General features: G+C 58.3%; 21 protein-coding genes and 1 pseudogene. 13 read left to right on the forward strand and 9 right to left on the reverse strand.

The features are described 5' to 3' along the window. Positions 1 to 763: 763 nt before the first annotated feature. Both PKKP23_RS29475 and PKKP23_RS29480 read left to right on the forward strand, forming a co-directional pair. Positions 764 to 2,386, forward strand: coding sequence for a B12-binding domain/radical SAM domain-containing protein (locus PKKP23_RS29475; RefSeq protein ID WP_205703022.1), 1,623 nt, complete (start codon positions 764 to 766; stop codon positions 2,384 to 2,386). Beyond that, positions 2,383 to 3,588, forward strand: a complete 1,206-nt coding sequence (locus PKKP23_RS29480) for a trans-sulfuration enzyme family protein (protein ID WP_126879475.1) — start codon at positions 2,383 to 2,385, stop codon at positions 3,586 to 3,588. The genes PKKP23_RS29475 and PKKP23_RS29480 overlap by 4 nt, the downstream gene beginning before the upstream one ends. A gap of 29 nt (positions 3,589 to 3,617) precedes the next feature. Here PKKP23_RS29480 and PKKP23_RS29485 read toward each other — a convergent pair whose 3' ends face one another. From PKKP23_RS29485 to PKKP23_RS29515, 7 genes are read right to left on the reverse strand one after another with little or no spacing between them, the layout of a single operon-like run. Beyond that, positions 3,618 to 4,553: a GntR family transcriptional regulator gene (locus PKKP23_RS29485; RefSeq protein WP_126879476.1), complete on the reverse strand. Its 936-nt coding sequence runs from the start codon at positions 4,551 to 4,553 to the stop codon at positions 3,618 to 3,620. Then, on the reverse strand, positions 4,525 to 5,418 hold the full coding sequence (locus PKKP23_RS29490) for a DMT family transporter (RefSeq protein ID WP_126879477.1): 894 nt from the start codon (positions 5,416 to 5,418) through the stop codon (positions 4,525 to 4,527). Before PKKP23_RS29490 ends, PKKP23_RS29485 begins: the two co-directional genes overlap by 29 nt. Before the next feature lie 23 nt (positions 5,419 to 5,441). Next, the gene (locus tag PKKP23_RS29495; protein ID WP_205703023.1) at positions 5,442 to 6,929 is read right to left on the reverse strand and encodes an amidase; all 1,488 of its coding nucleotides are present in this window, start codon (positions 6,927 to 6,929) and stop codon (positions 5,442 to 5,444) included. 9 nt (positions 6,930 to 6,938) lie between these two features. After that, a complete protein-coding gene (gene alr / locus PKKP23_RS29500; protein ID WP_126879533.1) occupies positions 6,939 to 8,051 on the reverse strand; it encodes an alanine racemase in 1,113 nt (370 codons plus the stop codon). Positions 8,052 to 8,079: 28 nt separating this feature from the next. Further along, positions 8,080 to 9,210 carry a CapA family protein gene (locus PKKP23_RS29505; RefSeq protein WP_126879478.1) on the reverse strand — a complete coding sequence of 377 codons (1,131 nt, stop codon included), beginning with the start codon at positions 9,208 to 9,210 and terminating at the stop codon, positions 8,080 to 8,082. Positions 9,211 to 9,212: 2 nt separating this feature from the next. Continuing rightward, the gene (locus PKKP23_RS29510; protein ID WP_126879479.1) at positions 9,213 to 10,016 is read right to left on the reverse strand and encodes a hypothetical protein; all 804 of its coding nucleotides are present in this window, start codon (positions 10,014 to 10,016) and stop codon (positions 9,213 to 9,215) included. Then, positions 10,013 to 10,774 carry a hypothetical protein gene (locus PKKP23_RS29515; RefSeq protein WP_126879480.1) on the reverse strand — a complete coding sequence of 254 codons (762 nt, stop codon included), beginning with the start codon at positions 10,772 to 10,774 and terminating at the stop codon, positions 10,013 to 10,015. The genes PKKP23_RS29510 and PKKP23_RS29515 overlap by 4 nt, the downstream gene beginning before the upstream one ends. A 796-nt stretch (positions 10,775 to 11,570) precedes the next feature. Here PKKP23_RS29515 and PKKP23_RS34945 point away from each other — a divergent pair. Further along, on the forward strand, positions 11,571 to 11,930 hold the full coding sequence (locus PKKP23_RS34945) for a VOC family protein (RefSeq protein WP_338120182.1): 360 nt from the start codon (positions 11,571 to 11,573) through the stop codon (positions 11,928 to 11,930). Between the two features lie 373 nt (positions 11,931 to 12,303). Here the strand turns inward: PKKP23_RS34945 and PKKP23_RS29525 are convergent, their stop codons facing one another. Continuing rightward, positions 12,304 to 12,753: a hypothetical protein gene (locus PKKP23_RS29525; protein ID WP_126879481.1), complete on the reverse strand. Its 450-nt coding sequence runs from the start codon at positions 12,751 to 12,753 to the stop codon at positions 12,304 to 12,306. A 229-nt stretch (positions 12,754 to 12,982) separates the two neighbouring features. Here PKKP23_RS29525 and PKKP23_RS29530 point away from each other — a divergent pair. Next, a pseudogene (locus PKKP23_RS29530) lies at positions 12,983 to 13,294 on the forward strand (helix-turn-helix domain-containing protein); the annotation flags it as partial. A gap of 339 nt (positions 13,295 to 13,633) precedes the next feature. Here the strand turns inward: PKKP23_RS29530 and PKKP23_RS29535 are convergent. Continuing rightward, positions 13,634 to 14,539, reverse strand: a complete 906-nt coding sequence (locus PKKP23_RS29535) for an NAD(P)/FAD-dependent oxidoreductase (RefSeq protein ID WP_126879534.1) — start codon at positions 14,537 to 14,539, stop codon at positions 13,634 to 13,636. Positions 14,540 to 14,640: 101 nt separating this feature from the next. Here PKKP23_RS29535 and PKKP23_RS29540 point away from each other — a divergent pair, with 101 nt between their 5' ends. From PKKP23_RS29540 to PKKP23_RS29585, 9 genes are all read left to right on the forward strand, one after another. Next, positions 14,641 to 15,093, forward strand: coding sequence for an Rrf2 family transcriptional regulator (locus tag PKKP23_RS29540; RefSeq protein WP_042303655.1), 453 nt, complete (start codon positions 14,641 to 14,643; stop codon positions 15,091 to 15,093). 504 nt (positions 15,094 to 15,597) lie between these two features. Continuing rightward, a complete protein-coding gene (locus tag PKKP23_RS29550) occupies positions 15,598 to 16,269 on the forward strand; it encodes a tyrosine-type recombinase/integrase (protein WP_126879482.1) in 672 nt (223 codons plus the stop codon). Positions 16,270 to 16,380: 111 nt separating this feature from the next. Then, positions 16,381 to 16,629 carry an AbrB/MazE/SpoVT family DNA-binding domain-containing protein gene (locus tag PKKP23_RS29555; RefSeq protein WP_126879483.1) on the forward strand — a complete coding sequence of 83 codons (249 nt, stop codon included), beginning with the start codon at positions 16,381 to 16,383 and terminating at the stop codon, positions 16,627 to 16,629. Continuing rightward, positions 16,623 to 16,943, forward strand: a complete 321-nt coding sequence (locus PKKP23_RS29560; RefSeq protein WP_126879484.1) for a type II toxin-antitoxin system PemK/MazF family toxin — start codon at positions 16,623 to 16,625, stop codon at positions 16,941 to 16,943. Before PKKP23_RS29555 ends, PKKP23_RS29560 begins: the two co-directional genes overlap by 7 nt. A 117-nt stretch (positions 16,944 to 17,060) precedes the next feature. Continuing rightward, entirely contained in the window at positions 17,061 to 17,453 is a 393-nt protein-coding gene (locus PKKP23_RS29565; RefSeq protein ID WP_126879485.1) for a hypothetical protein, read from the forward strand. A gap of 15 nt (positions 17,454 to 17,468) precedes the next feature. Next, the gene (locus PKKP23_RS29570; protein WP_126879486.1) at positions 17,469 to 17,882 is read left to right on the forward strand and encodes a hypothetical protein; all 414 of its coding nucleotides are present in this window, start codon (positions 17,469 to 17,471) and stop codon (positions 17,880 to 17,882) included. 27 nt (positions 17,883 to 17,909) lie between these two features. Then, positions 17,910 to 18,416 carry a superinfection exclusion B family protein gene (locus PKKP23_RS29575; RefSeq protein ID WP_126879487.1) on the forward strand — a complete coding sequence of 169 codons (507 nt, stop codon included), beginning with the start codon at positions 17,910 to 17,912 and terminating at the stop codon, positions 18,414 to 18,416. 13 nt (positions 18,417 to 18,429) lie between these two features. After that, the gene (locus PKKP23_RS29580) at positions 18,430 to 19,410 is read left to right on the forward strand and encodes a hypothetical protein (protein ID WP_126879488.1); all 981 of its coding nucleotides are present in this window, start codon (positions 18,430 to 18,432) and stop codon (positions 19,408 to 19,410) included. Positions 19,411 to 19,617: 207 nt separating this feature from the next. After that, positions 19,618 to 20,187: a hypothetical protein gene (locus tag PKKP23_RS29585; RefSeq protein ID WP_126879489.1), complete on the forward strand. Its 570-nt coding sequence runs from the start codon at positions 19,618 to 19,620 to the stop codon at positions 20,185 to 20,187. Positions 20,188 to 20,197 lie beyond the last annotated feature (10 nt).

The following is a 20,197-nucleotide window of genomic DNA, read 5'->3' on the forward strand; positions in this document are numbered from 1 at the left end:
GCGTCTTGAACGCGCAGATCTGCGCAAAAAACGCCTTCGAAGGCTTGTCGAGACACAGGACTCAGCAGTCACGGCACCCGCCTCCCGATTCTCGCGTCGGTTCGCACGTCAACCGTGCAGCCAATGCACATTGTTCAGCCCGTCCCTAGTTCGCAAAACCTGGATTCGACCGTCTGACCGCTTTGGAGAAGGTCGTCTGACCGGAGTGGGTCGGTGTGCGTCTATCGGCTCCTGAAACTCATCACCGCGAAGCGGCCCGTGGGAGTCCGTCGTCCGGAAGCGGCCGTTCGCCAGCGAGTACTTCCGACTCTCAGGGGACGGTCGGCGTTCTCAGTAGCCGCCGTTCGCCTGTGGGGGGCGAGGAAACAATAATCAAGCGTTCGCCGTTAATGAACGGGGCAGCTGTAGCTTTACGCGTCCGTTTCGCTGCCGTCGCTATATCAGGTGACAAAGTAGTCTCCACACTCGTTTGGTACGGCCTACTGTGCCCACCTTGGCGCCATCGTTTGCCGAGGCGGTCGATGGTCGCGTCGAAATAGTTGCGCGCCGCTTGCGGGTCTCGTGCTTCATCTGCATGTACGAAGGCATAGGCAATGTGTTCGATGGCGCGCGCCGAGCGGCCGTGCGTGCCCGGCGGCAAATAGTAGTAAGAATTGCGACAAGGCATTTTTTTGAGATAACATCCTGTCGATTGGATCCAACCAACGGGATGTTTTAGCCACCCAAGATCGGATAAAGAATATACCAACAATGAGGCCAGATCGTGTCGAGCCTAAGAGTACTCGCTGTTGCTGCACCTGAATCAGTGACGGGGGCAAGAGGTGAACTGACGTTGAGCAGCCGCGATCCGGCGAGCCTGTACAACGCGTGCAGGCTCGCCGCTGCCCGCACTGAAATTGCATCCTCGGCGTGGGCGACCAGCAACTGGTGCGGCCGTCGCTCGGCGAGACGGGACAAATGTGTCCTGATGCATTCTGGCGACGAAATGCCGCGCTTCGAAGCTTTGCTACGCAAGGAAAGGCCGAACCTCGTGCTGATCGGAGCGATGACGATATGTATGCGCGGTGCGATCGAATGCGCAATGTTGGTGAGGCGTGTGATGGGCGCAGACGCTCTTGTTGTGCTGGGTGGGCGTCATGCGTGCGAGACATTGTATCTGGCAGATGCTTCGTTGCGGCACGTCAGCCAGGTTCGACACCATCCGGCGTCGGCACTTTCTCTGATGGTGGATCGAAAGATCGAGCATGTTTTCGATCTCGTTGTATCGGGAGATGGTGAATATCTGATCGCGGAACTTGGCGAACTTGTTGCGCGGGCGAGCGGCAATCTTCCTGCACAGGCTAGCGATTTTGTGCGCGCGCTCCCCGAACCAGCCACCCGCGGCGACTGGATTGCAGGGTGCGTGCATGAATGTTCGATCTACGCGCGCGTAAGTTCTGGACTGCCGCTCGACTACAACGAGTTGCCGTCACCTGTGCGCGTCTTCGGACTGTCGAGCTCATTCGACGTATTCGATGGACGGTTGACTGCCCACGTAAGCAGCGACATGGGGCGAGGTTGCATCTATAGCTGCGCCTTCTGCAGCGAGTCTAGCGCGGTAACGGGTTCCCCCCGCGATCTGCGCAATAGCGCCGATCGGCTATTCCGGCAATTGTCCGATACGGTAACCGTGGTCCGGGAGGATCACCCGCTGCTTCAGGCGAGCGCATTCGTTGAAGATTCCGTGATGCTCGGCGGAAGCGCCGGTCAGCTAGAGCGTCTGGCGCATCGCCTCGAGTGCGCACCGCTTGATATCCACTGGGGAGCCCAACTGACGATCGACCTTATCATTGCGCGAAAGCAGGAGCTCCTGCGCCTTCGCCGTTCGGGCTTGCGCTATCTGTTTGTCGGTATAGAAACTCTTATTCCTGCCGAGATCGGCGGGATGAGCAAGGACACCCGCAGCAGGCGGAGGTGGCTGGATCGCATCGAGGACGCATTGTCGTTCCTTCGCGACGCGGACATCAAATGTGGGTGTGCAGTCCTATTCGGTCTTGGAGAGTCCCCGGAAAACCGTCGCGCATTGCTCGACGAACTTGTCAGGATGCGCTCCATCTATGGTGGACCGCATCCCATCAGCTTCAACTGGGCCGTTCAACATCCGCTACGCGGAAGCGACGACAGCAAAGGTTACGACTATCTGGATTGGCCGACCCCCAAGGGAGAATTGCTCGAGCTCTTCCGTCATTTCGGCGAGGCTTCGGCGCGATACCCGCTGCACGATGTCGGGACGCCACGGATCGACGAGGTCCGCGAAGTCGTCACGCGGATGAAGCATTTTGCCCATGATCCGCGCACGAGCGTCTGGCCCTCATATGAATCCAACCCAAGCGAAACCCTGCAATGACGCAAACTGTCCAGTCCGATACGTTCCTTGTCAGTCGCAACTGCGTCAAGCTTTACGACGGCGTGACGCTGCCGGTGCCCCAATCGATCCAAGCGACGACAGTTCTGTTCGATTCGCCCAATCAGATGCTTCCGATAGATAAAGCGTCCCTCACGGCACAGTCGAAAAAACTGACTCAGAGGTTCTACTATGGCGCGGTCGATACCCCGACTACGTTTGCACTGGCGGATAGCCTTTGCATGCTTGAGGGTGCAAAACATTGCGCGCTGTACCCTTCTGGTCAGGCCGCCTTGCACGCAGTGATGTCGGTTGTGGCGACGACCGGTGACGAAGTGCTCGTTGCCGATAGCGTAACGTACACAACACGCTGGCTTTTCGATCAGGTGCTTGCACGCGCGGGGGTTTCGATTGGCTACTTCGCGCCAACCGACCTCGCTGCGTTCGAGCAACGTCTGTCGGCGAGAACAAAGGCAGTTTTTCTTGAATCGCCGGGTTCGATGCTGTACGAAATTCAGGACGTGCCTGCGATTACGCGTCTTTGCCGCGCCCGCGGCGTTGTCACTATACTTGACAACACTTGGTCTGCTTCAACATTATTCAACGGATTCGAAACCGGGCAGATCGATGTCGTCGTCCTCTCGTTGTCGAAATATCATGGCGCTCCGCTGGGCGTATCGGGCGGAGCGGCCTTGAGCAACGATGCTGGGCTGCACGCTGAATTCAGGCACTTCGGAGCGCTGGTAGGAGCAATGCTATCGTCGGATAGTGCAGCGCGAATCGCATCTGTGTTGCCGAACCTGCGCCTGCGGCTCGAACATCAAGCTGCAACGCTTGCTCGATTGCTGCCCAAAGTTGCCGCTATCGTCGGGGAAGCGAATATTTTCTATCCAGCCCATCAGTCATCTGGACAATTTGAACTCTGGCAGCGGGATTTTCTCGGGGCAAACAGCCTGATTACCGTGCGTTGTCCCGCGAACAGTCCAGATGATGTCGGGGCGGTACTCTCGCGGTTCAGGGTCGTCCGCCACGGATACGGCTGGGGAGGAGACACGAGTCTGGTGAATGCTGTCATGCCAAATCGGGAACGGCATTTCCCCGTTGCACCGGGCGACACACCATATCTGCGTATCTACGTCGGGATGGAGCATGCTATGGATCTGGAGGCCGATGTCGTTCACGCGTTGGAACGTGCCGTCCGCTGATGCCGACGAGACTGATCGTGTGATCGGCGCTAGACGCTGGCCGATCGTTTCGTCTGCAGTTCGTGGACAAAAGCGGCTAACGCCGTCCCGCCTTCGATCAGGTGCTTATGAAGCAGGTCGCAGGCCGCATTCACGTCTCGCTTGCGGCACAGTCTGAGCAGGGCCCGGTGCTCCTTGTCCGATTTTCCCGCATATCCTAGCTGGCTCATCAGCAGGCGCAGATAGCGGTCTACGCTCCGACTTAGCGATATTAGGAATGCAGTGGTTCGCTTGCGCTCGACACCGGAGTACAGCAACAGATGAAATTCGAGGTTAAGCGATCCCGTTTGGACTGGATCGGGATGTGCCTCGATTTCGCGTTGCAGTTTCTCGGCGCTGGCAAGCGCTTCCGCGGAGAGATGGGGCAACGACAGACGCAATGCGTAAGTTTCCAACTGCGCGCGCAGTTCGTAGATCTCGGTAATGTCGTCGGGGGAGAGCGATGCGACGATCGCGCCCTTGCGAGGCTGGAAGTCGACCAGTCCTTCGACCTCGAGGAGTCTGAGCGCCTCGCGCACGGGCATGCGACTCAGCTGCAGTTGCTCCGCCAGTTCGTCCTGGCGAAGCGGCATACCGTCGGCGAACGTGCCGTCGAGGATGTGTTGTCGGATTGTTTGCGCAGCAAACTCAGTCGCCGTGGTATAGCCACGCGCATTGACGACGATCCGCGCTTCTGACGCCTTAGGAATCGCTTGCATTTTATCGGCTGGATCCAACATCCTATAATCACCCGCGCTGACAATACACGTTGCGCGCATTATGCGCAAGTGAGTCTCCAGCATTGGATTGCGCGGAAGGCCCCTAAATCCAGCCGTCGCCTTATTGCGGACGCACGGCGCCTGCATATGAGGTGGCCCCGGGTTCAACAGGTTCGCGCGGCGTGGCCGCAGCTCCTCATCAGCCCGCTCGTCGAGCAGGGCGCGCATGGATCACCATGCGTTTGCCAAGCAGGACAGCAGCGGCGACAGCCAGCGCGCATGGCCACGCGATCGCGGGAATGCGCTCACCGAATAGCAACGCGGACAATCCGATGGTCACGAACGCCTGGAGCAGTTGCACCTGACCGACGCGGGCGATACCGCCAATTGCGAGGCCGGCGTACCAGGCGAAGAATCCCAGAAACTGCGAGCCGACCGAGACATAGGCAAACGCCAGCCACGCGCTTGGGCTGAGCGGACGCCAGTGATACATCAACAGCCATCCCGTGGGGATGGCGAGCACGGGGGCGGAGATGATGAGCGACCAGCAGATCACCTGCCAGCCTCCGAGTTCGCGCGCAAGCTTGCCTCCCGCCGCGTAGCCGAGGCCGCCGACGGCAACTGCCGCAAGCATCAGCAGGTCGCCAGACGCCAGCACGCCACCGCTATCTGCCATCGCGTAGAGCAAGACGATCGCGCTGCCGGCAACCGCGCACGCCCAGAAGCCAGCCGATGGACGTTCGCCGCCGAACAGGTAAGCGTATGCTGCGACTGCGAACGGCATCAGCCCATTGATCATGGCACCATGCGATGCTGGCACGAAGTACATGGCGACCGCGGAGAGCACGGGGAAGCCCACTACCACGCCGGCGGCGGCGACAACAAGCATGCCGAGATGGCGTCGGGCCGGTAGTGGACTACGCGTTGCCCATAGTACGATGCCAGCAAGAACTGCCGCGACTTCCGCGCGCCCCAGGCCGTTGAGGAATGGATTCATTTCGGTTACGACGATGCGGGTCATGGGTAGCGTCAGACTGAAAATCAGCATGCCCAATGCACCGAAGGCGAGTCCGCGAGATTCGTTCGTATTCACGGCTTTCTTCTCAGTTAATGTGTCTAGATGGCAGGTATGCGATCAAACCAAGGGGTTGCCAGTTCAAGTTGCGATGCAAGCCTGAACAGCATGCCCTCCCGTCCATGCGACGCGATGAACTGCACGCCCCACGGTAGCTGTTCCTTCGTCCAATGCAAGGGCACCGACATGGCAGGGACGCCCGTCAGGTTGGCCAGTTGCGTATAAGGTACACGCGCGAGATTCTTCAGTACGACACGGCGCACGAGTCGCGAATGCAGGACGGCACGCGTCAGGCCTATCGCGTCGATCGCCTGGAGCAGCAACTGCTGCGAACGAGGAGTCACGAGCTCACCAATGCGCGGGGCCGGCATCGCAACAGTCGGCGTAACGAGCACGTCGTAGCGCTGGTGGAATTCCCCGAGCGCGCGTGAATACTCATTCAACCTCATGTAACTTTCGACGTAATCGATCGCGCGCATCGCTCGACCAAAGGCCGCCATGCTCAGCGTGTCGCGTTCGAAACCGGCGTTGCCTACGCCGAATTCGCGTCGTGTCTGGCTCACCATCGATGCGCAATAGGCGAACCAGATGTTGGTGAAGTCACGTCCCATCTGTGCACCATCGATCTGTGGCTCTGCCCACTCCACACGATGTCCGAGTCGGTGCAGCAGTTCGCCCGTGTTTTCGACCGCGCGCACCGCCTCAACGTCGACGCAGGACGCAGCAAACGAGTAATGGCTGAGCCCGATCCGTAGCGGTTCGCAGTCGCGCTTGATCTCGTCGCGGTATAGACGCTCGGGAGCTGCAATCCTGAAGAACGAATTCGGCTCGTGCCCGACCGCCGCATCAAGGCATACCGCGCTGTCGCGTACCGAGCGGGACACTACGTGATGGGCGGCCGCACCATGCATGATTTCGGCAATCGCGGGTCCCATCGGTGTGCGTCCGCGACCCGGCTTGAGCCCGAACAGACCGCAATAAGAAGCGGGGATGCGAATCGATCCACCCGCGTCGCTGGCGCCTGCGACAGGCACGATGCCGGCCGCAACGGCCGCGCATGCGCCGCCCGACGACCCCCCCGCCGAGCGCGACGGGTCCCAGGGATTTCGCGTCGCACCCCAGGCTTCCGGTTCGGTTACCCCTTTTGCTCCGAACTCCGGAGTATTGGTCTTGCCGAAAACGACGAGCCCGGCATTGAGCCACCTCGCCGTGATGGCCGAGTGCGACGACGCTTTACGCCCCGCCGTCTTCAGCGCCTTGCAGCCGTTGCTCGTCACGACGCCTTCGTAGTCCTGGCGCAGGTCCTTGATCAGGAACGGAACGCCGGCGAGCGAGCCGTGGAGCCTCTCTTGCGTTCTCTTGCGCGCGAGCGTGTACATAGGGGTGACGATGGCGTTCAGCGTGTCGTTGACCTGGCTTGCGCGGTGGATGGCCACGTCCAGCAGTTCCGACGCGTGGAGTTCCCCGGATGTCACCAGTTGCGCCAGCCCGACCGCGTCATGACGTCGGTATTCGTCGAATCGGATCATGAGTTTCTGTCAGTGGCAATCAACGTCGATCAATGGCCGACGCAATGCTCGCTGGCCAGCTTCGGAAGCGATACGAGGTACGCGAGGCGTGACCGCGCTGACCAGTTCATACCCGCTCGTGCCGGCATGCGTTGCGACGCTGTCGACGGGGACGGTTTTCCCCCACAGCTCGACACAGGTTCCAACGCCTGCCTCCGGAAAGTCGGTGATGTCGATTGCCAGCTTATCCATCGAAATCCGCCCGATCGTTCTCGCGATCCTGTCCCCCACACCAACCGGCGCGCCGCTGCCAGCGTGGCGAGGATAGCCATCGCCATAGCCGCATGCAACCACCCCGACGCGCATAGGCGACGGGCATGTATAGGTTGCGCCGTATCCAACGGTTTCCCCCTGCTGCAACGACTGAACGGCAATGATCCGTGATTGCAGCGTCATGACGGGTTCCAGCCCGAGTGATCTCGCGCTGCGCCCCTCCAACGGCGAGGCGCCATAAAGCATGATGCCGGGGCGCACGACGTCTCCCCTGACGTGATTGTGCGCGATCAAGGCGGCCGAATTCGCCATCGACCAGGCGTCCGGCTTGATGGCGAGCCTAGTCAGACGTTTCGTCTGGAACTCAACCCCAAGTTCCCCATCCGCGCATGCGAAGTGCGTCATGAATGAGATGCGACCTATACAGTGCATTGATCGCAGACGTTCGACGACGCGCGGAACCGCATCAATATCGAACCCGAGTCGGTTCATTCCGCTGTTGATCTTCAGGAAAATGTCGAAGCGCCGCTTCGTTTCGAATGCCCTGAGCATGTCGATCTGTTCGACATTGTGAATTGTCGGCGTCAGATTGTAGTCCTGAAAAACGCGAATCTCGTCCGGCTCATAGAACCCTTCGAGTAGAAGTATCTTTTTTTTCCAACCGGCGTGGCGCAGGTCGAGCGCAGCTTCGAGTTCGACGACACCAAACCCGTCGGCTTCGATCAGGGCGGACGCGCAGGTGAGAAGGTCATGGCCGTACGCATTGGCCTTGAGCATGGCCATAACGCTGGCAGGGCCGGCCAGATGTCGCGCAACATCGAAGTTGTGCCTGAGAGCATCGATATGGATCGTAGCGAGGGTAGGGCGCATCGGAAGCAAGTTGATTGGCGGGAACGGGTCAAGCAACAACGTTGTGGTCGATAACGCGCGAAATCCGCTTCACGGCGCGCAATCGCAGCGATTCGGGGACTTCGTCTAGCGCGACTATCCTGATCTCCTGTTCGACGTGCAACTGATAGAAATGATGGAAGGCAAAGCGCACCAGTCGCGCGGCTCCGTCCGGACCGGTTCGGGCAAGATGCACTTCCAGCAGAGAAATGATCTTTGCCGGCCATGCGATTCCCAGGCCACAGAAGTTGCCCAGCGAATAGAAGCAGTGACCTGTTCCGATCGGCTCGTAGGGCTGTAGCACGTGTGGATGTGAACCGACGAGCAGATCGGCACCGTCCGACAGTAGTCGTCGGGCAAGGCGTCGAGTTGAGCGACGCGGGAAGTGCTGAAATTCGTATTCCCAATGGGGAAGCCCAATCAGGAAGTCAATGCCGGCTTGTTGCTTCGATTCGAGCGTAAAGCGGCTGGCAATGTTGTGCTCCGTCGTCAGGGTTCGCCCGGCGGCCCCAAGATCGCGATTAAGCCAGCGAGTCCACGCGGCAAAGCCGACATTCATACCTTTCGACGAAATTTTGCGATACAGGTCGCCTTCGTTCCAGCCAACGTGCAGGACGCCGTTGCGCTCGAGCGTCTGGATAGACTGCGAGAACCCATCGGCGCCTACGTCTCCGGAATGATTGTTCGCATTGGTCAGCACCCATCGATCGAACGGCAAGTCGGTCTGCTCTCTGATCGATTCCAGGAAAGCTAGCGGCATGTGGAACTTGAACGTATACCGGATATCGGGCGTAGGGCTGTGCTCGCCGATCGGCGCCTCAAGACTCGCGATGAAATAATCGCTACCGCCAATCAACCTGCAAAGCTTGGGGCAAAGCAATGGCGGGCGGTCTCCGTTGAGTACCATGATGTCACCGGCGAACACCAGTCTGAGGGTTTCGGTAGGCGAAATTCGATCGGCTTCGGGATGGACGAACCGGGCGGGCAGTGGCACGAGTCCGGAGTGGTTCCGGGCAGAGGGGCGATAGAAATAGAGCGGCCAGCGCAGCGTGTAGTGAAGAGGGTAGGGGGAATGCTTGATCGAATCCCAAAGACCCCCGAATTTCCCGTCAAGAAATGGGCGGTGCTGTGTCGCGTCCATTGTCAGGACCTCGGTAGCAAGCAGGTTAGCGCAGTCACGACAGGCGCAAACCGGAAAGTGCGCTTGATGAAATGACGCGCATCGTTCAGAAACTCACCAATCACAAGTTCGTACTGGTGGTCGCCGCGCTCCGGGATCCTGAATGCCTGAGGACCAGTTTCACAGTGAAAGCTGTTGAGTTTGCGCACCACAGACATTTTGGCGTAACCGACATAGCGCCGAAACGAGGTATTGAACAGAATCATCAGGCCGGAATAGGTGATAAGCGCAGGCATCAAGCGGTTGACACCCGCGTCCGACGCCACCAGAAGGCGTGAAAACTCCAGCGTTTTGTCGCAGGCTTCCAGCGGAATCGAACCAGCCAGCGTCGTCGTCGGGACGTAGCGCGTTACTTCGAAAGGCCATTGCGTGTATCGCACGGTTGCGACGGGCCGTCCGCGCAGCCACACGCCAAAGACGACCGACCGATGGTCGTATTCATCCGCGCCGGTCGGATCCAGGACAGAAAGCATGTAGGGAATCGTTGTCGCATAGACCTCGCGACGCAGGGCGCAGACCGCCGTCCAGTCCCTTCGTTCGCGTACCACTTTGAACTCGAGTTCGCCACGATCGTTCGCGCCTTGGACGATCCGGCGAGATACCCACTCAATAGCGTGATGCAGCAGATAGGCCCTGAGCACAGCGATGCGGCCCAACGCGGCGGGTAGCGTAGCAGGCAAACCGGGCCGACGCAGAATTTCCGCGTGACGTAGCCTGATTGGTACGGCGCCATCTGGCGCCTCGAATTTATTCGGCGCCGCGTTCATGCAGCAGCACTCAGTGCATGTCGGACGGCGGCACGCGACACGGACATGACGGTGTCCTGTTCGTTGCCGTCGACGGTCACCTGATACACCTCTTCGAGATACGCGCAGAACAGGCCATAGATATTTTCAATGTGCTGTTTGAGCCTCGCGACGTCGTCTTCGGTTTGAACCGTGTGCATCAGCGTGTTCCAGACGAACGCATCGTGATCTTCGTTGAGATCGACCGCAACATGTGCACGTGCACCTGTGACGAAGCCCTTACCCAACACGCGTTCGAGGTTGTCGAGCCAAACGGGTTGCGTTTTGGCCGTGACATATTCGAGGAAGTATGCGGATGCAATAGCCGCCATCGGGCCTTCATATTCGAGATGGAAATAGAAGTAGCCGTTTAGAAGCTGCGTTGCAAAAAGCGGCTGATATGCCATTACTTCTTCAAAGGAAAGTCCCCAGAGGCGCTCGATATCTTTCGCGAACATCTGGCCGTGCAGCATCTCGTCGTCCGTGTACTTGGCCCATTCCTTCGCGGCGCGTGGATTGGTCTTGGTGAAATAGTGGATAACGAGCGAATCGATCGTGCGTTTGAGCTTGATCCTGATCGGCGTTTCGATGCTATGGCGTTTGTAGTATTCCAGATCGATCTTCGACGCATCGCGCTGGTGCGTAGCGTATGGGATGTCTGAGTAAATCTTGTCGATATACCGATCAAGACGATTGTCAATTTCGATGCGAAGTTGATCACGGCTGCTTTGGTCCAGCATACGATCCTCTCAGGTCAGGTAGTGAGGTTAGTGGCTGCAATGACACAGGCCGAGCAAGGGTTTGAAGTGCCTGGAAACGGATAGCTTGCTCTACGGATATAGTCGATTGGATCCAACATCCGATTGATGACGGCTTCAGTCTAATCATGAATTTTCGGCTTTGCAAGGGCGACAATGTCAGATGCACGTTCACCGCGACGCGAGCGCAGGCGCCAAGGAAAGTTGAGAGGAAGCAGATGAGCTGCGCGGCGCCAGCGGATCCGCTAGTTGCTGTGAAGTAGAGAAGGGAAGAATCGGAAAGCTCTTGTCGTAGACCGTATTAATTGTGTCAACGTTGCGACAATGGCTGTGTCGATCCTTAATATCGACGCATGCTGACATCGGCTCGGCCTTGCGGGACAAGCGTTTGCAGGCGCGAACTAAATACGTCAACAGCTTCGGACGAACTGATCGGGCCGACTCCATCGATATCGGGACGTCCGCCTCGGCTCGATCGACTGAGCGGCCGCGCATGGCAAGCGCGAAGCGGCTAGGTCTCCGTGGTTATCCGCCGCGGCTGGCCTAACGCAACTGCGCTCCCAACCGGGCGTCACTGGGCGGCCGTTCTGCATGTTTTTACACAGCCTCGGTCGGCTCATGCCTTTTGCATATCTGCTGCGATCAGCGATCTCCGAGGTTCGCGTCAACCCAGGTCCGGCCAATTTTGGCCGTTCGACGGCTTGGTCAAAATTGACGACAATCGTCAGCATTCGCCGTCGAACCGGGAAAGGCTCGTATGAAAAGCAGCAAGACGCAGATGCGATCAGCATTAAATCGGATACTGCTCCATGCTAAAGATGTCCAACAGACTTGTGCTTTCTACGTCCAACATTTTGGGTTCGCATGCGAAATTGACGTGAACGGAAGGATAGCCGAGTTGGTATCGCCGCAGGGCGGCGCCATCATCATGGTCCATCAAGCAGGCAAAGGAATGAAGGCCGGGCAGGTGTTGGTGAAACTTGTTTTTGACGTTGAAGACGTCGAGAGTTTTAGGAGTCAATGCGCGCGGGGGGACTCGAGTTTGGCCCAATGCATCAGGCGAATGGGTACTGTTTTGCTAATGCCAAGGACCCTGACGGCAATTCCATCTCAATCTCTAGCCGGAGTTTCGCCGTAAATCGGTAGCCCCGAGTGACCGATTTTCGGCAAGCCGATCAAGAAGTCGAACCCATATTGCTGATCAGTAGCAGACGGTGACCGGCCAGGATGAGCTCGTCGGCAGTTCCGTCAAAATCGACGACAATCAGGAAGGGCCAGCGCTCGACGACCAAGCGTGGTGGTCCTCGCTGGCGTGACCTCTCATGCAAAGGGCATAAAGCGACCCGCCAGGGACATTGAACGCTGCCGTTCCATTGAGTCCGTCTGCTATTCCAACGCCATTGCTTTTCCCTGTCTGCCCCGCCTCATCGGAGCCACCAGTGGAACGCTGAGCGATCAACACAACTATGCACCGCAAGTCTGGCCACCTTTCATCGCTCGTCCGTTGAAATTTATTTCGGGATGCCCGGCACGGGCCAATTTGGCGCTGGAGGCTCGTAGGGCTTTGTCCCCAAGCGGGTCACATAGCCGCCTTGACCGAGATAGAGTTCAGTCGGAAAAGTGGAAAGAAGCTCTTGCCCTCCATTGAGGTAATGGCCCCGTCTCGTGACCGTGAGGCAATCTTTCGACTCGTGCCAGTCCAACAGCAAATCTTCCCCTGTCGAGCCAGTTGTATACGGCCGCGGCCACGGCTTCGGCGAATCGAACCGCACCCATAGGAATTTACCGTCCGACACCGCATAAATTGTCCGGAAAGCACCTGGAGCCCTGAATTCGGTGTCCTCGATCACGTAGGGGCGCAGGGAAACGTCGTCCGGAATCTCGGCACACACCTCGTTTGCAAGCCCAATCGCAGGCAGGCAGAGCGCGAGCCATCCCAGTGTTATCTTCGCCAATTTCAAGTATCCGACTCCGGTCCGCGAGGTTGAGATAAATTTTTAAGAAAAATCGTCGGCGACATGGGCTGGTCGCTCTACTGCTTCGATGAGGCGAAGCGACAGCGGATCGCGTGCGGAGAGCAGTCCGACATTGTCGACGAACTAGAGTGAGATGTCGAATGGCCGAAATTGGCGGCGGATTCAATCGGTCGATGCAACACCTGGAATCCACGTGAGCCGCGGAGGTGTTGCAATGAAACAGAGACCGAGAATCTACTATTCCGAACGCCAGAAGGCATTGATGTGGGAGCGCTGGCGCAAAGGCGAAACGATTCATCAGATTGCAAAACTGTTTGATCGGGGCCACTCTTCGGTACAGCGGATACTCGCGGAGGCCAGCGGCATTGAGCCGCGGCGAAGACACCGCGCGCCGCAGGCCTTGACTCTTGCGGAGCGCGAGGAGATTTCTCGCTGCCTGGTGGCGCGATGGTCGATTCGGGCTATTGCCGCCAGGCTGGCCCGTACTCCTTCCACGATTAGCCGCGAGCTGCAGCGCAACGGAGGTTCCCTAAGGGTACTGATCTCTCCGTCTACTCGCAGGCCTGACTGAATGCCGTAGCCAGGCGGCTCAACGAACATCCCCGAAAAACACTAAACTTCGACACGCCGGCTGAGCGATTTAACCAAATCGTTGCATCGACCGGCTGAATCCCCCACGCGAAGCGGCCGTTCCGCTTGTAGCGTCAATGTTCTTTGCGTGCCAATGGGACGAACGAATGGCGCCGGAATAATTGATCGGACCGCCACCCGGCAACCTCGAACAAACGCGAGCCTCGCGGGCAGCCGTTTGGTGCACTCGACGCGTTAGCGCCCGCTGCCAGGGCGCGGCCACTTCCACGATCGCTTACAAGCCAAAGATGAGCGAGCGATGTGCTGCAACGCCCGCTGCAACGCCGGCCGCCGAGGCGAACGTCGCGTTGGACCATGCGCTCGCCGCATCGCCAGCGGCAAACACTCCCGGAACGGTGGTCTGCTTCCAGTCGTCCACGCGGATAACGGGACCTATCGGACCTTCGTCGAACTCGCATCCGAGCTGCTTTGCGAGCGGACTTGCCATCTGGGTGCGCGACCCCACAAACAGTGCATCGATTTCGATGGCGCGGCCGTCGGCGAGACGCAACCCTGTCATGTTGGGTACGTCGCCACGCACTTCCACGACTGGCGCCCGTTCGATCCGCACATTGCGGGTTTCGAGCAATGCAGTCTCTTCGGGCGATGGCTCGACTATGCCTTGCGTAAACCAGGTTGTCGGTCCCCAGTCAGGAACGAGCATCGCCTGATGAATCGATAGTGAATGCGTTGCCAGGACGCCGAGCCGTTTGTCCGCGACTTCGTAACCGTGACAATACGGACAATGCAGCGCGCTGATACCCCACCGTTCATCCAGACCGGGGAGAGAGGGCAGTTCGTCTCGAACGCCCGTCGCAAGGATCAATCGATCCGCGCTTGCGGTGCTCCCACTGCTTTGCGTGACGATGAAGCGATCATCAACACGCTCCGCCGTGCGTGCTTCGCCTGTCTCGACGTGCGCCGTCGGATACGCCGAGAGTTGCGCCGTCGCCTCATCGATGATCTCGCCGGGCGCCTTGCCATCCTGCCCGAGAAAACCATGAGCGTGTGATGCGAATCGATTGCGTGGCCTTCTACTATCGAGCACAAGCACACGCCGTCGCGCGCGCGCCAGCTGCATTGCGGCTGAAAGACCGGCGAAGCTGCCGCCGATCACGATGACATCGTAGTGCTCATCCATACGTTCCCTCCCCAGATCATCACGTAACGTCGTGAGTTGCATGATAGCGCCATGTTAAACTCTTATGCAACTTGACAAGTTTCTTGAGATGGGCGCCCACGATGAAGACCGATAGCCGCATGTCTCGCGTCTTGCACGCGTTGATTCACATGAAGCATGCGGATGGTCCGCTCACCTCCGAAGCGCTCGGTGAAATGCTGTGCACGAACGCCGTCGTCGTGAGGCGTTTGTTCAGCGGTCTGCGCGATATTGGATACGTCACTTCGGAGAAAGGGCACGGAGGCGGTTGGGTGCTGGCCGAACCTCTCGAAAACATCACGCTACTGGACGTCTACCGTGCGGTCGGCGAACCTTCGCTTTTCTCGCATCTTGTCTCGGAGGATCATCCGGAATGTCTTGTCGAACAAGCTGTGAATACCCATCTTTCGGCGACGCTTCTCGAAGCCGAGGCTGTCCTGCTGAAAAAATTCGAGATGGTCACCATTGCGATGCTTGCAGGAGAAGTTGAAACTTCGGCGTTGCGGTCGAAATCGTCTCGCGCAGGGAAAAAATAATCGCTGTCGCATGCGCTCTGGCGCCTTCTGGCAAGTCGACGCTGATCAAAACCGTGAAAGGTCGAATCGTGACGATCTCGGCGATCACCCGGTTCTACAATGCGGGCGCAGGCGATTGGCAGGTTCGGAATGCGAACCAGTCTGACCTGCCCCTTCTCCCCAGTCCGAGGCCACGTTACAGAACCCGTCATCAAAACAGGTAGTAGCTCACCATCTCGCTGACCTCGCGCACGTTGCCGGGACGAATCCGGTCGACGGCAGTCTTCATGTTGTCGTAAATGCCGCGGCGTGGAATGCCACCCCGCGTTGCCGTTTCGGTCTCCCATGCGCTGTCGCCCGCACGCGCGTGCCTGCGTGCGCTGATGACGTGACCGGGCGGGCCGGTGAATTCCCGCGCCGGCTTTTTCCGAGGTTGTGAATAAACAAGCCGTGATAGGCTTGAAAAAGACCCCGACCAAATCTCTCTCTGAATACGTCATTAACCTATCCAGTTCAGAGGGACGCATGGCCCAAGCTGCAACACTTCGACCGGCTCAAATCCGGCATCTACTCGCCGTCACGTCTGCAACATCGCGCCATCCCGAACGCGATTGTCTCGTTCTCCTGCTAGGCATTACATGCGGGATGCGCGTCGGCGAAATAGCTCAAATCGAAGTTCAAGACGTGTTGTTTCCATCGGGCGCAATCCGTTCAGAGGTCAGTCTTCGGGCCGCAATCACGAAGGGTTGTCGGCAACGATGCGTCTATCTCACACACCCGAAAACGGTTTCGGCTCTGGAGTCATACTTGGCCCATCGCATTGCCCGCGGCTTGGGAACCGAGCTGACCGCAGAGCGCTATCGCGGACTCACGCCGTCAAGTTGCCTGGTCCTTGCCGGCAAGGGGCGCAAGTTTGCGATGAACACGAAGCGCCGCATCAACGAGGCCGGAGAGCAGGTCGATTACTCCGCGAGCGACAGCTTGCAATCCCACATCACAAAGCTCTACAGGGACGCGGGGATACGCGGTGGATCGTCCCATTCGGGCCGACGCTCGTTTGCCAGTAACCTCATTGAGCAAGGGCACGATATCGAGACTGTGCAGCAGCTTCTCGGCCATGCCGAACTTGACCACGTTTTGCCGTATCTGGACGTGTCCGATAAAAGGCTCCGACAGATGTTTTGCGAAGTGTTATGAAAGCCGCGCGCGGCACTGTGCGGCGCGCGGGTCCGGGGAAGTCACGTGTAATAACATTGTGTTGACTGTTGCGACCGCATGGCGTAACATTGTTATTACTTTGGAGGTGCTATGAGAACGACGATTCGCAGAATGGGTAATTCGCAGGGCGTGCTGATTCCGAAGCCCGTCCTTGCGCAACTAGGGCTGGAGAGCGAAGTGGAAATGGACGTCGAAAACGACGCGATTGTTCTGCGTCGCCCGAAGCACAAAGCCCGCGAGGGTTGGGCGGAAGCAAGCAAGGCTCTGGCCGAGAGCGGTGACGATGCGCTGCTCATGGGTGATTTTTCGAATGCCGATGACGCGGAGCTTGCGTGGTGATGCGCGGGGAAGTCTGGTTAGTCGCGCTCGATCCGACGCTTGGTAGTGAGATTCAAAAGACGCGCCCCTGCGTCGTCGTTTCACCTCCCGAAATGCACGACCACTTGCGCACTGTCATCGTCGCGCCGATGACTTCCAAGGGGCGTCCAGCGCCATTTCGGATTCCCGTGACGTTCAAGCGCAAACAAGGTTTGATCCTTCTGGACCAGATTCGCGCAGTGGGCAAGGTGCGCCTGGTCAAGAAGGAGGGCGCAGTTGCCGATAAGACGTTGTTGGCCACCCTGCGAACCTTGCAGGAAGTCTTTGCAGAATAGGGAAAGCGGCCCAAGCCGCGCATGACGAAAACGGCGAAGGCTTTGGTGAGTCGCACCGGGCGGTGCGCCCCGCCGCGCCAACAGCAGCAACGATTAATGGAAAGGAAGCAAGCCAAAATGGACCAATTTCGCGAAAAGGTAGCGACCTACCAGCAGCGTGTAAGGGAATTCATGGACCAGGCGCGCGGATGGTGTACGGCACACGGATTGAGGGTCGATGAGATCCCAACGCATGTTTTGGAGTCGTATACCCCGCAGTACGAGGCGCGCTCCATGCGGATCTTGACCGCAGATAGCGACATTCCTATCGCCGAACTTCTCCCGACCGGCTCGGCCATCATCGGTGCGCAGGGCCGAATTGATCTGAAAGGCCGACTGGCGCGACATGCATTTCTGTATCAAACGGGGAAAGGGCCCGGCATCGGGATATCATGGACGAAGCGCTCGCGCCGTTGCCCGATCTCATGCTGCGCGCGAAATATCGCCGCGGTACTCAAGCAATCACGTTGAATAGGAAGACCCGACATGGCAGATGATGTGACGCAGGGCGTGTACCACCGGGTGCATTTTTTTGAAGGGCAGGGACGCCGATTCACCGTCCGTATCCGGTCGGACAGGCACGGGTATTCGGGCCGCCTCCTTGAGCGCCTGAGCGACGAGGAAGTCGTGCCCGCGAGTTTGAATTTTCCGCCGCAGTGGGAGATTGATCCGACCTCGTTCTACAAGGACCGCCGCCGTTTGCGGGCCGAACTGGTCCGGCTCATCAATGAAGAGCTCGACGCTCAGCGCGTCACCCGCCTGAGCGCGGAGGAAGCGCGGAGCGCGCAGGACCCGTTTATCCGTGCGAATCTGAGGGGCTGGCCCAACGGCTATTCCGGGGTCGTGGAAGACGATCTCGTCGATTGGATCGACGTCAGGCCGCATTGGTACGCCGAGTAGGCACGCGCAACCACGGAAAATACTGACATGGGCATGATCGGGGATGTTGCTGAGGGCATAAAGGCAGTTGGCCAGATTGCGGTAAAGCCTCTACTTGCCATCGCAATCGCTAGCGGGGCTCTTTTATATGCCCCGGAACGCGTTGTTGCTGCGACGGGTCTCATGGATTTTCTCGCGAAGTATCGAATGTGGATCGGACTCGCGTTATTGGCTTCTTGCGCCTATCTGCTCGCGCATGGACTCGCTTGGATCTTCAACGTTGTCGGCTCGTTGCTAGACGATGCACGGATGCGGAAGGTCAGACGAAAGTGGCTGACAACGCTTACACCGGACGAGAAGGCAATTCTGGTTCCCTATATCCGCGATCAAGCCGCTTCGGTCCCTTACAGCCTAAACGACGGTGCCGTGCGCGGTTTGGAGGGCAAAGGAGTGCTGTACCGAGCGTCGTCCGTTTCCTACGGCCTTGGGTTCCCGTTCAACATGCAACCATGGGCCCGAGAAATTCTCTCAGCAGAGCCTGAGCTACTTGTGTAGGAAAACATAGAATATGACGCACTACGCAATCATCGAGCAGTACGGCATCCAAAAAAACGGTAGTCAATCGGAAATCTATGACAAAGATGTCACTGGGCATGTTTGCGTCTACAAGCGGACGTATCGTCTTGGTAGGGAGTTCGATGCGTGTATCGAGGAAGCTTGCGCAGCGTTGTCTGGGGTCGCCAAGGATTTGCCGAAGGTCTTGGTAATAAGCGCTCACGGCCACGACGGTTCTGGCGACCTCGAGATACCCGGGCAGAAAGACGATGGCGACGAAGAGTCCATTTGCCTTTGGCAGCATGCCAACGCGTTTCAACCTATCCCGGACCAGACCGTTGTTCATTTGAGCTCGTGCTACGGCGCATACCCGAATGCGCTCGCCATTCAATACGCGCCGCATAGCGCTCCGCCAATCATTGCACCGCTTGTCAACATCAACTTCAATGATGCGACAGCACTTCACACGGCTCTGCTGATGTACATCAATGAGCGAGGGATTGTGGACGCCGGATTGCGCGAGTTCGTGGACCAACAGCAAGAAGCGCTATCGATCCACGATACTTACTGTGGACGCTATGTCGTTGGACTTATTGACCGCATCGGAACTCAACATCCACCAGGCGCGGTCGGGGGGCAACTAGCTGCGGAAGTTGAACGATCTCGTATTATCTTTGTGGTAGAAAGCGTCGACTATTCGACTTTATCGGTGAAAATAGACTCGAGCAGCGAACGCGCTACGAATGGCTTTGAGTATAGCCCTCCAGGTGATGTCGCGAAGGGGTTCTGGTTGGCTGTCCAGTCTGGAGGACAGCATACCCGGCTACGCGTCCCTCTTGGGGCGTTGGGCGATTTCATCGAAAGCGCAGAGTACGAAGCGATGTGCGGCAGGAGATTTTGTGCTTTGTATCAAGTCGCCGACATCTATGGTAATGACGTCCGGGCCGAGCTGCTCGAAGTGAAAGAGATCGGCAACCGCACAAACAACTCGTAGACAACGGAAAATTGCCATGTCTGAGAAGCGCGCATGCCGAGGTGCCGAAACGAAGCCCTGCCGCCTGTCGGATATGGGCCACGCGCAGCAATGCAGGTCGTGCGGGATGCGTGTCCGTGACGATCTGGTTGACCATTCGTTCTTTGGTGTTGCCGCTGGCTGTCAGCAAGCGCGCGAAGCGGTACAGTCCAGCCCGAAGAAATAGCCGTGCCCCCACCACTCTCTGATCCACGGTTCGTGCGCAAGCTGTCGTTGCTGTGTTGCCACTGTGTACGGAACATCGCGTACTACCGCGTCGGTTTCGTCAACGAGGATGGGACCGGCGCGCTGAAGCACCAGACGGAATTTGGCGCCACGGCCAATGGCAATGCACTGGACATCGCCGTGCTCGAATGGTGCAAACTGTTTGCGGACGGCAGGGCCAAACATCACTGGAAGCGGTTTGTTCGTGAAGACCTCGACCAGAAGCAATTCCTTGCCGATATCTACAGGGTCGCAGGCCTCAACCACGACGGCTGGACTCGATATCTGGACAAGGTGCGCGTCTATCGAGACAAGTTTGTCGCCCACCTGGACGAATCGAACCTGATGGACATTCCCTCGCTGGATGTCGCGCTGGAATCGACATTCTTCCTGTATGCGTGTGTCCGCGCACGTACCCCGCGTGAGGTCTTCGATGTTGGCCTTTGCAGGCACCTGCCAGACGATGTGCGAGCCTACTACACGAAGTGTCGTGACGAAGCACGAACTGAGTACGGGAAGCTGACCGGTAAATGAACTTATGGGC

This window comes from Paraburkholderia kururiensis JCM 10599 = LMG 19447, from assembly GCF_003986935.1.
Classification (GTDB): Bacteria; Pseudomonadota; Gammaproteobacteria; order Burkholderiales; family Burkholderiaceae; genus Paraburkholderia; species Paraburkholderia kururiensis.